This is a genomic window from Butyricimonas sp. BSD2780061689_150309_C8, assembly GCF_015560935.1.
Classification (GTDB): Bacteria; Bacteroidota; Bacteroidia; order Bacteroidales; family Marinifilaceae; genus Butyricimonas; species Butyricimonas paravirosa.
This window is the reverse complement of record NZ_JADMSV010000005.1, coordinates 152,997-166,439: the sequence shown is the minus strand read 5'-3', so window position 1 is coordinate 166,439 and position 13,443 is coordinate 152,997. Positions and strand designations below refer to the sequence as shown.

The following is a 13,443-nucleotide window of genomic DNA, read 5'->3' as shown; positions in this document are numbered from 1 at the left end:
AGAAATGAAGTGGAGTTTTATTATAATTGTTTTACAGCTGTTAGTTGGTTGTCAATCGAATGATGGTTATGTGATTAAAGGGGAATTAGCGGGGGCGCCTGAGAACGAATGGATTTATTTGATGGACGTTGATCAACATCAATATTATGATAGTGTTCAATTACATGATGGGCGGTTTGAATTTCGGGGAAAAGTGAATTTACCGGAGTTAAGGAAAATCATCTTTTATAAGGATCCGACACGGCGCGTGTATGGTTGGGCTAATATTTTATGTATTCCCGTGTATGTTGAGAATTCAGAAATATTGGTATCCATCCCTTTTGCAGAAATGCCTTCAAAATTGGCAAAAAAAGTACCGGTCTCTTTATGTATCGAGGGTTCTGGTGTGCATGATTTATATCAGGGGTACATTCAACAGATCGAGCCATTGAATTTGAAGTTTGATGGAGTATTCGATCAATACCGACAAGTATATTATCGAGGTAAGGGATCTGAACAAGATGTTATCAAGTGTGTGAAGGAAATGGATATGTTGCGTGATAGTATTTATCATTGTGGCGTTGATTTTATTCGTAAGCATGGTGATTCTCCTGTGGCAACTTACGTCGTGAATAAATTGGCGGTGGAACGATATGGACGGGAAGAGGCTCAACGGGTTTTGGAACTTTTCCCCTCACAGGTTCGGACAGGCGAGATGGGCGAACAATTAGAAAAAAAATTAATAGGCAAGCCGTTGTATGTGCATGATATGATGCCAGACTTTTTAGTGATGGATATTAACTCGAATGAGAAAAAACTATCAGAATGTGTTCATAAGGGGCGCTATACTCTAGTGGAGCTTTGGGCTTCTTGGTGTGGTCCCTGTCGGCATGACATTCCTCATTTAAAGGAGACTTATAAACGTTTCCATGAAAAGGGATTTGATATTGTGAGTGTATCTATTGACGATGAAATGGATAAATGGAAAAGTGCTGTATCTAGGGAAGGGATGGAATGGACTCAAGTTTGTGGGGCAAAAGGGGTAAAATATGGGAAGGAATGTATGCAAGCGTTTGGTGTAAATGCTGTTCCCAGTGGATTTCTAATTGATCCTCAAGGAAAGGTGATTGATGTTGCTGCCAGGGGAGGATGGTTAAATATGAAATTGATAGAATTATTTGGGGAATAATTTCTTTTTAAATATTTGAAATGACATTGTCTCAATTTATTGGGACAATGTTTTTTATGCCATATCTTTGGTTTTTAGTGTGATAAATGTATTTTTGATTGGGAATAATGAATTCTTGTGAGAAAATAATCTCTGCATATTCTGTTTTTTCTTAGATTTGTGAAATCTATGGAAATGAATATGCATCCTTTTGATAACCATGACGTATTGTTGGAAGCCCTGCGAAAAGGGGAAGAGAAGGCCTTCGAGTATCTTTTTGACAGATATTACGAAGGGTTATTGAATTATGCGGGGCGTATTGTTCGGGAGACGGAGCTGGCTCATGATTTGGTGCAGGAGACGTTTTGTAAGTTGTACGAGGATCATGCAAGTTTGAATATTCATTTGTCTATAAAATCTTATCTTTATAAATCAGTCTATAATAGTTGTTTGAACGAGATCAAGCATCAAAAGGTGGTTAGTAATTATGCAGATCGGGAGTTGTTGGATTTTTATTTTTCTGAGATCGTACAGACACCGGAAGCGGAGTTAGCGTTGTTGGGAGAGGATATAAATAATGCTCTTCGGGAGGCGATTGATAAGTTACCGGAACGTTGCCGGGAAGTTTTCATGTTGAGTAAGATGGAAGAGTTGTCGAATAAAGAGATTGCTGAACGCTTGGGAATATCCGTGAAAACAGTTGAGGTTCAGATGACTAAAGCGTTGTCTCGTTTACGGAAAGAGTTGGAATGGTTGTTAAGCTTGATTTTCTTTGTAAATTTTTGAGTATAGCGTAGGGGTTTTTTCTTTTCAAGTTGTCATAGGAGTATAAACAGAGAAACTATGACGAATGAGATTGATCAATTAATATGGAATGTACTTGACGGGAAAGCGTCAGAGGGGAAGATCCGTGAGTTGAAAAGCTGGATGGAAGAGAGTGAGAAGCATCGGGAATATTTTCGCCAATGGAAGAAAATATGGAACATGACAAGTGGTCCGACATTATCTACTACTCGTAAGCAACAGGAGAAAGAACGTTTCTTGAAATCTATTCATCAGTCATATGTTGGTAAAGTTCGAAAACGGAGAATAATACATTATTGGCCTGTGGCAGCATCTGTTGTTTTGTTGGTGGGGGTGTTTGTGGGATTTGCACTCAACGAGTGGAGCCAGATGAAAGCTGATCAAGGGATTGCTCAAACGGAAAGAATTGTTCCGGGGGTGAAGGCCGAATTAATCTTGTCCACGGGCGAAAGGGTGTGTTTAGCGCAAAGGAGTGAGTTTATAGAGGGAATGAAAGAATCCGGAATTCGAAATGATTCCTTGGCAGGATTGAATTACGTGGGAGCAAAGATTCAGGGGGAAGAAATTGGTGAAGAGATCGTGTATAACACGATGCAAATTCCGGTGGGAGGATTTTATCAATTGAAATTGGCTGATGGAACAAAGGTTTGGCTGAATTCACTCACGCGACTTCGTTTCCCAGTAACTTTTGCCGGAGAAGAACGGAAGGTGTATTTGACCGGAGAGGCTTATTTTGAGGTAGCACGGGATTCGGTACATCCTTTTATTGTTGCCACGGATGAAGGTATGGAAGTTAAAGTATATGGGACGGAATTTAATGTAGATACCTATCGGAAAGGAACGGTAAAAACTACGCTGGTAAATGGTAAAGTCGGGATTCGGGTAAGTGCCACGGGAGAAGAAATGAGGCTTTCGCCTAACCAGATGGCATTATTCACGAAGGCCACTCAATCCATACAGGTCGAGAATGTGGACTCTTATGGAGTAGTTGCTTGGAAGGATGGTAAGTTTGTTTTTGAAGATGAGCCGATTGAGGAGATCATGGAACGCTTGAGTCGCTGGTATGATGTGAAGGTGTTCTATGCTAATGAACGTATTAAAAAACATACATTTACAGGAATTATTACTCGTTTTGCAGATATTTCAGATGTACTTCATCTGATGGAAGAGACTGCCGCCGTGGAGTTCCGCATTCAAGGAGATACTGTTACCGTGAAATAAAAACCGAAAGTTGTGGGGCAACTCTCGGTATATGATAGGATGTAAGTTTACATCCAGTGTTAAATAGTAAATGACAAATTTATGGAAAAAAAACGAAGATGGGTTTACTTAAGGGGTATTTTATACCTAAAAAATGTGAAGTGTAAAACCTTACAGGTATTTTTATTGCAGATTATGTTGTTGATTTCGTGGGATGTAATGGCACAGGATCAGAGGGTTACCATTCATTTGGAGCAAGTAAAGATTCAAGAGGTTTTTAAGGAAATTAATAAGCAGACGGGATTGGATTTCGTGTATAGTGCTATGCAGTTGAATGAGATCGGAATGGTTTCTTTGGACGTGAAGGATGTGACGGTTGAGGTTGCGTTGAAGAAGTTATTTGAAGGAAAACCTTTCACGTGTAAGTTTGAAATGAAGTCTATCATTATTCGGAAGGTTGAAACTGTGACAGCAGGAAAAACAAGTCGGACGATTCGAGGAGTTATTACGGATAAATCGAATGAACCACTTCCTGGGGTGACCGTATTGTTGAAAGGGACAAGTGTTGGTACGGCCTCCAACACGAAGGGGGAGTTTGTATTGGAAGTGACCGGAAGTGTGGATTCTTTAGTCGTGACTTTTGTGGGAATGAAGACTCAATACGTGAAATTGCTACCGGACAAGGATTCGTATAGAATCCGCATGGAGTATGATGTAGAGGAGATGCAAGAAGTGGTGGTTACCGGTTATCAGACGATTAATCGCAAAAGATCGACAGGCGCTATTACATCTGTTAATGCAGATAAGATCATGCGTCCGGGAGTATTATCCATAGATCAAATGCTGGAAGGGCAAATTCCAGATATGATGTTTATGAGTAATTCAGGGGAAGTGGGTGTTGTGCCTAAAATTAGAATCCGGGGAACGTCAACATTGATTGGTAACCGGGAACCTTTGTGGGTGGTGGATGGAATCGTGTTGCAAGATCCAGTGAATATTAGTCCGGAGGAGTTAAATAATCCTGATTACGTGAATCGGATCGGTAATGCTATTGCCGGGTTAAATCCTCAGGATATTGAACGTCTGGATATATTGAAAGATGCGGCAGCCACGGCTCTGTATGGAGCAAAAGCTGCTAACGGGGTTATTGTGATTACCACGAAAAAAGGACATATCGGTAAACCGATCATCAGTTATAATATGAACGTGTCTTACAAACGTCGCCCTCGTTACACGGATCGCCAGATTGATTTGATGAACTCGAAAGAACGGATGGAGTTTTCTAAAGATTTAGTAGATTCCGGATACACTTTCCCAGGTGGAATGAATATGGTCGGTTATGAAGGGCTTATAAATCAACTTTATCGAGGAGCTTTAACTTATGATGAGTTTACGAAACAAGTACAATATTTGGAATGTTTGAATACGGATTGGTTTGATTTGTTGACAGAGGATGCGTTTTCGCATCAGCATACGGTAAGTATCTCAGGGGGAACGGAGACCGTACGTTATTACTCGTCAGTAGGATATGCGAAAGACAATGACGTGATTAAAGGAAATAATAACGAACGTTATACTGTTGCTTTGAATCTAAATGCGGATTTGTCTCCTCGTATTTCAACTTCGTTGGGGATTAATGGTAACGTGACTTCCAGAGAATATTCACAAGATGAAATTGCTCCTTTGGATTATGCTTATAATACCAGTCGCACTATTCCGGCTTTTGATGAGAACGGAGATTATTACTATTATCAGAATTCGGGTGGAACGGCAAATTCTTTTCGTTATAATATTTTGAATGAACTTGAAAATAGTTCGTATGATCAGGAAGGGTCTTCAATATCTTTTAATATGACTTTAAACGTGAAATTCACGAATTATCTGAATGCGAGTGTCGTGGGTTCTTATTCAACTTCAAATACCGATATTGAGGGATGGTGGGGAGAGAAAAGTCATCATGTGGCCTTGTTACGCCAATCCGAGTATGGAGATGCCCCGGCAAAAGGAGACGACTCGGAGTCCGCATTACCTTTCGGTGGGGAGCTGACCACGAATAGTACTCGGAATAGAAATTATATGCTACGGGTTCAGTTGAATCTGGACAAGTATTTTGGGCAGGATAAGCATAATGTTAATGCTAGTGTGGGGTATGAAGTGAGTTCTACAAAGTATAAGGGAAATAGTAGTACGATGAGGGGATATTATAAAGATAGAGGAAAACAATTCTCTATAACGACTTTAAATGATTACCCGGCTTTTAAGGCTTGGCTAGAGGCTAATGCCTATCCGACGATCTCGGATAATCTGACAAATTTACTTTCTGCTTATGCTACGGTTTCTTATAGTTATCAAAGTTTTTTTACTTTGAATGGTAACGTACGTTTTGATGGCTCAAATAAATTTGGAGACCAGAGTAATGATAAGTTATTACCCATTTGGTCCATATCCGGAAATTACACGATTTCCGAGCATGAGTGGTTGCAAAGAAACTGGATTGACTATATTATGTTAAAAGCATCTTTTGGATATCAGGGAAATATGTTGGAGGGCCAATCGCCAACTATGATTATCAAACAATTACCGACAGATCCACTTTATAATGAATTGGTTTCGGAACTTTCCGTGTACCCGAATCCGAATTTGAAATGGGAAAAAACGAGTTCTTTTAATGGAGGATTGACTTTCTCTTTGTTTAAGAGAAGATTACAGATGGAGACTTCCGTGTACTATAAACGTACAAAGGATGCTTTCTTGACAAAGCAAATATCAACAGTAAATGGTTTGGAGGAATATGTGGTGAATTCAGGAGATGTCAAGAATTCGGGATATAGTATTGCGGCAACGATTATTCCCGTGGAAACACGTGATTTCAACTGGATTTTGGCAACTTCATTTTCGAATGTTTTTAACAAGATGGAAACATTACCCGGGGCAGAGCAGTTTGAATTAAACAATTTTTTGAATGGAACAGCTCTGGTAAAGGGAAAACCAGTAGGAACGTTTTATTCTTATAAATTCGTGGGATTGAATCCAACGAATGGTTACCCGATATTTGACGATATGCAAGAACGTCAGGAAGAGTTGGAAGGATTGACAAAATATGATGTGTATACTCGTGTCCTGAAAGCGACGGGGAACCGGGAGCCGACGATGTCCGGAAGTATTAATAATACGTTAAGATATAAAAATTGGCGATTGAATATGAACTTGGCTTATAGCTTGGGTTCAAAAGTACGATTGTTTAAATTATTTGACTCTAATACGTTCCTTCCGGAAAATAATGTGAGAAGAGAGTTTGTTAAGAGATGGCGGAAAACAGGGGATGAAAAAAATACGGTTATTCCTGCTCCCAATTGTTATTTGACGCATTACTCTTCTTCGGGGGAAAAGCTCCCGACGATAGCCAATAATTCGCTGGATATGTATAATTATAGCGATATCCGGGTAGTAAGTGGTAATTACTTAAAGTGTTCGACAATGAGTCTAACGTATGAGTTCCCGATGGAAAAATTAGAAAGAATTAAATTGTCCCGGTTAGCTTTAAATCTTTCGGCGACTAATCTCTTTACAATTTGTTCCAATAAGTTAAAAGGACAGGCCCCGCAACAGAGTGGTTTCGCCGAGATTCAGTTGACGGATAGACCGACTTATACGGTAGGTGTAAGTGTTTCATTTTAAAGTTTGAATTATGAAAAGAATATATATCATTATTAGTATGTTGAGTTTCATGTTCGCCTCTTGTTCCGGTTTTTTGGAAGAGTATTCTCAAGATACTGCTTACGTGAGGGGATATGAAGATTTGGATGAATTATTATTGGGGAGCGTGTATATGCCTACTAATGCCCCGGAACATATGGGGTATACTTACGGAACGGATGGTTGGTATTATCCTTATATTCATTTGATGACGGATGAGGTACAAGAAAATATCAGAAGTTCTAGTAGCGGAGCTTTATGGGATGCGAGAGAACGTTATTTCGGTTATTATACATGGCAGCAACAAGTGGGGATTGATGCGTTAGGAACTTCTATTCGGAAAGAATCCTCGGATTGGAATAGAATCTATAAACATATCAACATTGCCAATATGATACTTGCCTCTATTGATGAACAAAGTACACCCAAGGAGGAAGATGAGCTGGAAGTGATGAGGATCAAGGGGGAGGCTTACTTTTTACGTGGTGCTTATTATTTTATCTTGGTAAACTTATATGGTAAACCTTACACGAAGACCGGAGCGAAAAATGATTTGGGTGTGCCAATTAAGAATACGGAATATATAGAAGATAAAGTGTATGGCCGAAATACCGTGGAAGAGGTATATGCACAAGTGTTGGCAGATTTAGGAGAAGCTGAAAAATGTTTGGAAAAAACGGTCCATAAATCAATTTACCGGGCTGATATAACAGCAACTTACTTATTGTTGAGCCGGGTTCATTTGTATATGCAAAATTGGGAAATGGCTGAATCTTATGCGAAAAAAGTCTTATCTAAACAAGATGATTTACGCGATTTGAATATGATGGAAGGGATCCCATTCTTTTTGGACACTACTTTACCGGAAGTAATATTTACGATGGGAATGGGGGGAATAAGGTATACGATTTCCGGTTTACCAAAAGATTTGGGGATTTCAGATGAACTTTATGCTTTGTATAAAGATAATGATTTACGAAAGAGTTATTTTGTAAAATATAATGAGTCCGGAGGATACGTGGAATATGTGAAGGGGGGTGCTATTGCTGATTTTTCCCGTACATCATTATCTGCTAATTTCTTGTTCCGTACAGCAGAAGCTTATCTGAATCTAGCAGAAGCTACGGCCTATCAAGGGAAAGAAGATGATGCTCGTAAGGCATTAAATGATTTGAGAGTGAAACGTTTGTCCGTGGAGCAATATGCTAATTCAGAAGAGAGTGGAGCAGATTTAATCAAGTTGATACGAGAAGAACGAGAACGTGAATTGTGTCTGGAAGGACATCGGTGGTTTGACCTGAGAAGATATATGGTATGTGAAAAGCAACCCTACACGAAAACGATACGAAAAAGTTACACGACATTCGAATACGTGTCTTGGACAAATGTTCCTGTTCAAACAGTGGTATATCAATTGGAAGAAAATGATGCTGCTTACACGTTACCAATTCCTAAAGAAGTATTGGAATATAATACGGGAATGAAGAATAATGAACGAGGTGTCCGTCCGGTTGTAGAAACTATTAATTATTAAATGCTATGAAACGATTATTATGTCATCTAATAGGGTTGATTTTGATCATTACAGTGTGTTTCAGTTGTACAGAAGATAGTTTGACTCCAAATGAATCGGATACCGATTATTTTCTGGAACCTTACGGGGTCTCGGAAGCTGATGCGGCTCTGCAAAAGGAATTTTATGCCCAGGAAAAGGTTTATCTTCTTTTTAATGACACGTTGAAGAGAGAATATTTGGGAAATGATCCGGAAGGTAACGCGGTATATTCTTTTCATTTGGTAGATATAAATTATGGTTTGAATACGTCTACTAGTAATATGAATATATTTGAATATCAATATATAAAATCAGATGTGGAGAAAAAAGAAGCTGTTGAGTTTATTAAAGAACTGGTTTTGCCGTCATTAGGGGGTGGTTTACGTCCTTATTCTGTGTTATTGGTAGATAGGATTGATCAATATGTTTATAATTATGAAGATTACGTGTTACAGAATCCGGATGTGTATGCCGGTTGGCGGTGTACGGCTATTGCGGTCGAAGGAGTCAGTGAAATGACGGATGAAGAACAGAGGGCTTATAAATCTTCTTTGTTGAAAAGTATGGTTGCCAATAAAGTGGCAACATTGGACCAAAGTATGTTTGATGAATTTTATTCTTTCTGTGCGCAATATTATAGCACTTATATTATGGGAGAGGAGCCGGTAAAAGAGTTTATGGCACAATATCCGACGGAAAAAGATTTGGGCCTTTTAAGTACTTATGGCTATGGATTTAACGGTTATACTTATATCGTAAATTTCAAAGCTAAAAATTATGATTTGGAGGATTACACGAATGCGCTGTTTGACAGACCGGAAGAAGATTTTATGAATGAAAATGCAAACTATCCTATTGTGATCAAAAAATATCAGATATTGAAAAAGATTATTGAGGATTTAGGTGTGATTTTTAATTAATAAACAGATGAAACCTATGAAACAATATGTGTTATTATTACTTGTAATATTCTTTGGATGTGTTGCATGTGATGATTCGGATAATAAAATTAGTATGCAACCAGAGGCAACCGGAAGTTATACAGATGTGCGAGATGGAAACGAATATCATTGGGTTCGTTATGCCGGTTTGGAGTGGATGACAGAGAACCTGAAGTTTATTCCGGACAAAGGTGTTTTTGCTCCTGATTTGACCCCACTACCGGAAGGGTATTATAATGATAAAAGAAATGCCGAGTATTATAAAAATTTTGGAGGATTGTATGATTACGAGGCGGCTCTAGCCGCAATTCCGGAAGGATGGAGATTACCCACGGATGATGATTGGCTAAAGTTGGAAAAGGCTTTAGGAATGAGTATTAGTGATTTGGAACAATCGGGAAAACGGGGAAGTGTTCAAGGGGAATTGTTGCAACAGGGAATAGAAGGAACCGGAATTAATCTGCAATTATCCGGCTATCTGATACCGGATAATCGGGTTATGGAGGTGTACTCTTTCGTGAGTGTGTATGGTTTCTACTGGACTGCAACGATTGACGAGTCCAAGGTGGGAGGTAATACGATTTATTATCGACAGATTATTTATAATTCTTCCAAAGTTGTACGGAATAGTATGACAAAAAATAACTTGTTAAGTATTCGATGTGTACGTGATGCAACGTCGATAGAGTAGTGTGCTTGGAGAACTGGGAATCCCCAGTTCTCTCGTTTACTTAATTGTGTCTTTAGTTTTTGAGGTTGTTGATCATGAAAGGTATCTTAATGACTATTGGGATACCTGGGGAGTTTCATGTGTTTAAAAGATTGTATGTAAAAATTGTATGAAAGATTTTAATTAAATTGTATGGAAGAAGCTATTGTAAAAGTGGTGAATTTGTCCCATCGTTATAGTGTGCAATGGGCGATTCAAGGAATTAGTTTTGATGTTCAGAAAAATGGAATTCAAGGATTATTGGGCTCTAACGGTGCGGGTAAATCGACACTGATGAATATTATGTGCGGGGTGTTGAGACAGACGGATGGGGATGTTTATATAAATGGAATGAACACGAAGGATAACCCCGTGGAGGCAAAACGTTTTATCGGATTTTTACCCCAACATCCACCTTTACGGATTGATTTGACCGTGGAGGAGTATTTGACATATTGTGCTTATTTACGTTGGATTCCTTCTGCAGCAGTAAAAGAGGCCGTGGAGGAAGCTATGGAAAAATGTAAGATAACCCATTTCAGAAAGCGTTTGATCCGGAATTTATCAGGAGGATACCAGCAACGGGTAGGTATTGCACAAGCTATTATTCATAAGCCGGTTCTTGTTGTGTTGGATGAACCAACTAACGGGTTGGACCCAAACCAGATTGTCGAGATCCGACATTTGATCAAAGAGATTGCGGAAGAACGAACTGTGATTTTATCTACACATATGCTGACAGAAGTGCAAGCTATTTGTGATCATATCCGAATGATTGAAGAAGGACATTTGGTTTTTTCCGGAACGGTAGACGAATTTAATAATTATATTGTTCCGAATAGTTTGCTGGTAACTTTGAAACAGGCTCCACCTTTGAATGAATTGTTACAATTGGAAGGGATTGTTGATGGGGAAGAAATGGGAGATCATCGTTTTCGGTTGAGTTTTAAAGATGTGAATGGCGTGGTGGAACGCTTGGTGGAGACGAGTGTGGAGAAAAAATGGCAGTTAGTAGAAGTTGGGGTTGAAAAAAAATCGTTGGATGCCATCTTTGCCGAGTTATCAAAAAAGAAATAGTCATATTAAAATCAGGGATTTATGAAAATTATATATAGAATAGCTTTAGCGGAGTTACAATCTCTCTTTTATTCTCCGGTAGCTTGGTTGATTCTAATCGTGTTTACAATTCAATGTTCTTTTGCTTTTACGGGAGTAGTGGATGCAAATGTGGTACGGAAAGCTATGGGATATGGTGTTGGTAATCTTACTCTTGATATTTATGCGGGTATGCATGGTTTTTTCAAAACATTGCAAGAGTATTTATATCTGTATATTCCGTTATTGACGATGGGATTAATGAGTGGAGAGCTTAGCAGTGGGTCGATAAAATTGTTGTATTCTTCTCCGGTTCGTAATTCGCAGATTATTTTGGGAAAATACTTGTCTATGCTGGTGTATGGTTTGGTGTTGATAGGGATCATTTGCGTGTACGTGATTTATTCCGCTTTTGTTGTAAAACAACTGGATGTTTCCATGGTTTTGACTGGCTTACTGGGAGTTTATCTGTTGATTTGCGCTTATGCTGCAATTGGTTTATTCATGTCAAGTATTACCTCTTATCAGGTGGTGGCTGCTATGGGGACGTTGGCTATATTTGCTTTGCTGAACGTGATCAAGGGAATAGGGCAAAATATTGACTTTGTACGGGAAATTACTTATTGGTTGTCGATTAACGGTCGTTGTAACGAGTTCGTGCGGGGTATGATTTGTAGTGAAGATTTACTTTATTTTCTGATTGTGATCGTTCTTTTTCTAACTCTTTCTATTTTGCGTTTGAAAGCCATTCGTCAAAAGACACCTTGGAAGATTTCTTTGGGTAAATATACTGCAGTTGTGATAGTTGCTGTGGTTATCGGCTATTTCAGTGCCCGTCCTTCATTAAAATGTTTTTATGATGCGACTCGGACCAAACAACAAACGTTGACAGAGAATAGTCAGAAAATTCTGAATATGGCTGCGGGTGGGTTAACAATGACGACTTACGTGAATTGTCTGGATGAATTTAATTGGACGGGCGAACCGGGAAATAGGTTGTATGATCAGAGACAATTCGAACAATATACTCGTTTTAAACCGGAAATAAAGATGCAATACGTGTATTTCTATGATAAAAGTCAAAATGAAAGACTTTATTCTCTGAATCCGGGACTTACAGATCGGGAAATTATGGTTAAACTAAGTGTAGCACAAGGGCTTGATACAAATATGTACTTGAGACCGGAAGAGCTAAAGCAAATCATTGACTTGTCATCGGAAGATAACCATGTCGTGCGTGTATTGGAACGGGAGAATGGACGAAAAGTTTTTCTTCGGATGTTCCGTGATATGTGGATTTATCCGAGTGAGGCAGAAGTCTCTGCAGCTATTCGTCAATTGGTTGATGATGAGCTTCCTGTTGTGGGATTTTTAACTAGTCACGGGGTTCGGAATAGTGAAAAAGCAGGAGATCGAGATTATCGTTATTTTGTTCAAGAACGGGTTTATCGACGGGCATTGATAAATCAAGGATTTGCTATTAAAAATGTTAATTTGGATGATGAAATTCCAGAACAAGTAAATATTCTTGTTATTGCGGATATGCAGACAGCGCTTTCTCCGGAGGAAATGGAATCTTTGGAAAAATATATTGCTCGAGGTGGTAATTTGATTATAGCGGGAGACGTTGGGCGAGCCTCCGTGATGAATCCTATCATTGCATCTTTGGGTGTTCAATTTATGACAGGGCAGATCGTGCAGCAGAATAAAGACTTTATGATGGATTTGGTTTTTGCCAAACCGCAAGAGGATCTTGGGAATTTGTCTTATATGTTTGATGCATTGGGGGGACGAGTCATCACGATGCCGGGATGTGTGGGATTGAAATATGAACAAAAGCCGGGATTTACGATAACACCTCTTTTAATGAGTGAAACACGGGGATGTTGGAACGAGGTGGAAACAACGAATTTTATAGATGAGGAGGCTAAGTTAAACGTGAATGTAGGGGAGGTTGAACAAGCTTATCCGTTGGCTTTAGCTTTATCCCGGGAGATTGCGGGAAAACAGCAAAAGATCGTGATTTTGGGGGATGCGGATTGTATGAGTAATGCCGAAATGAAGGCAAATCGGGATAGAGTGAATGCCGGTAACGGGATGTTTATACTCGGAATATTTAACTGGCTGACAGATGGAGAGTTTCCGATAGACGTGCGTCGTCCGGCGACTCCGGATAATGATCTTTACGTAGGGGTAGACGGGATGAAGATAACACGTTATACCTTCTGGGGATTTTCGCTCTTGTTAATGGTCGTTTACTTGTGTTTATGGTTCCATAGGAGAGGAAGATGATGAA

9 protein-coding genes are annotated in these 13,443 nt (G+C 39.2%); all 9 read left to right on the top strand.

What is annotated here, in order from left to right; all coding sequences use genetic code 11:
• Positions 1–4: 4 nt before the first annotated feature.
• The 9 genes from I2I33_RS07075 to I2I33_RS07035 all read left to right on the top strand — a co-directional run bounded on the left by I2I33_RS07075 (position 5) and on the right by I2I33_RS07035 (position 13,439).
• Complete coding sequence (locus I2I33_RS07075; protein WP_087421776.1) at positions 5–1,168, top strand: TlpA disulfide reductase family protein; 1,164 nt, start codon at positions 5–7, stop codon at positions 1,166–1,168.
• Positions 1,169–1,336: 168 nt separating this feature from the next.
• On the top strand, positions 1,337–1,933 hold the full coding sequence (locus I2I33_RS07070) for an RNA polymerase sigma-70 factor (protein ID WP_087421777.1): 597 nt from the start codon (positions 1,337–1,339) through the stop codon (positions 1,931–1,933).
• Between the two features lie 57 nt (positions 1,934–1,990).
• A complete protein-coding gene (locus tag I2I33_RS07065) occupies positions 1,991–3,172 on the top strand; it encodes a FecR family protein (protein ID WP_087421778.1) in 1,182 nt (393 codons plus the stop codon).
• A gap of 135 nt (positions 3,173–3,307) precedes the next feature.
• Positions 3,308–6,829, top strand: a complete 3,522-nt coding sequence (locus I2I33_RS07060) for a SusC/RagA family TonB-linked outer membrane protein (RefSeq protein ID WP_229782454.1) — start codon at positions 3,308–3,310, stop codon at positions 6,827–6,829.
• A 10-nt stretch (positions 6,830–6,839) separates the two neighbouring features.
• Positions 6,840–8,381, top strand: a complete 1,542-nt coding sequence (locus I2I33_RS07055; protein WP_087421780.1) for a RagB/SusD family nutrient uptake outer membrane protein — start codon at positions 6,840–6,842, stop codon at positions 8,379–8,381.
• A 5-nt stretch (positions 8,382–8,386) separates the two neighbouring features.
• Positions 8,387–9,322, top strand: a complete 936-nt coding sequence (locus tag I2I33_RS07050; RefSeq protein ID WP_118304905.1) for a hypothetical protein — start codon at positions 8,387–8,389, stop codon at positions 9,320–9,322.
• Positions 9,323–9,329: 7 nt separating this feature from the next.
• The gene (locus I2I33_RS07045) at positions 9,330–10,034 is read left to right on the top strand and encodes a fibrobacter succinogenes major paralogous domain-containing protein (protein WP_087421782.1); all 705 of its coding nucleotides are present in this window, start codon (positions 9,330–9,332) and stop codon (positions 10,032–10,034) included.
• A gap of 171 nt (positions 10,035–10,205) precedes the next feature.
• Positions 10,206–11,129 (top strand): ABC transporter ATP-binding protein, encoded by a 924-nt coding sequence (locus I2I33_RS07040; RefSeq protein ID WP_087421783.1) that lies wholly within the window; start codon positions 10,206–10,208, stop codon positions 11,127–11,129.
• A 21-nt stretch (positions 11,130–11,150) separates the two neighbouring features.
• Positions 11,151–13,439, top strand: coding sequence for a Gldg family protein (locus tag I2I33_RS07035; RefSeq protein ID WP_087421784.1), 2,289 nt, complete (start codon positions 11,151–11,153; stop codon positions 13,437–13,439).
• Positions 13,440–13,443 lie beyond the last annotated feature (4 nt).

Excerpts from the sequence above, each read along its gene's own strand:
- I2I33_RS07075 (WP_087421776.1), top strand. The coding sequence starts at position 5 with ATGAAGTGGAGTTTTATTATAATTGTTTTACAGCTGTTAGTTGGTTGT.
- I2I33_RS07070 (WP_087421777.1), top strand. The coding sequence starts at position 1,337 with ATGGAAATGAATATGCATCCTTTTGATAACCATGACGTATTGTTGGAA.
- I2I33_RS07065 (WP_087421778.1), top strand. The coding sequence starts at position 1,991 with ATGACGAATGAGATTGATCAATTAATATGGAATGTACTTGACGGGAAA.
- I2I33_RS07055 (WP_087421780.1), top strand. The coding sequence starts at position 6,840 with ATGAAAAGAATATATATCATTATTAGTATGTTGAGTTTCATGTTCGCC.
- I2I33_RS07050 (WP_118304905.1), top strand. The coding sequence starts at position 8,387 with ATGAAACGATTATTATGTCATCTAATAGGGTTGATTTTGATCATTACA.
- I2I33_RS07045 (WP_087421782.1), top strand. The coding sequence starts at position 9,330 with ATGAAACCTATGAAACAATATGTGTTATTATTACTTGTAATATTCTTT.
- I2I33_RS07040 (WP_087421783.1), top strand. The coding sequence starts at position 10,206 with ATGGAAGAAGCTATTGTAAAAGTGGTGAATTTGTCCCATCGTTATAGT.
- I2I33_RS07035 (WP_087421784.1), top strand. The coding sequence starts at position 11,151 with ATGAAAATTATATATAGAATAGCTTTAGCGGAGTTACAATCTCTCTTT.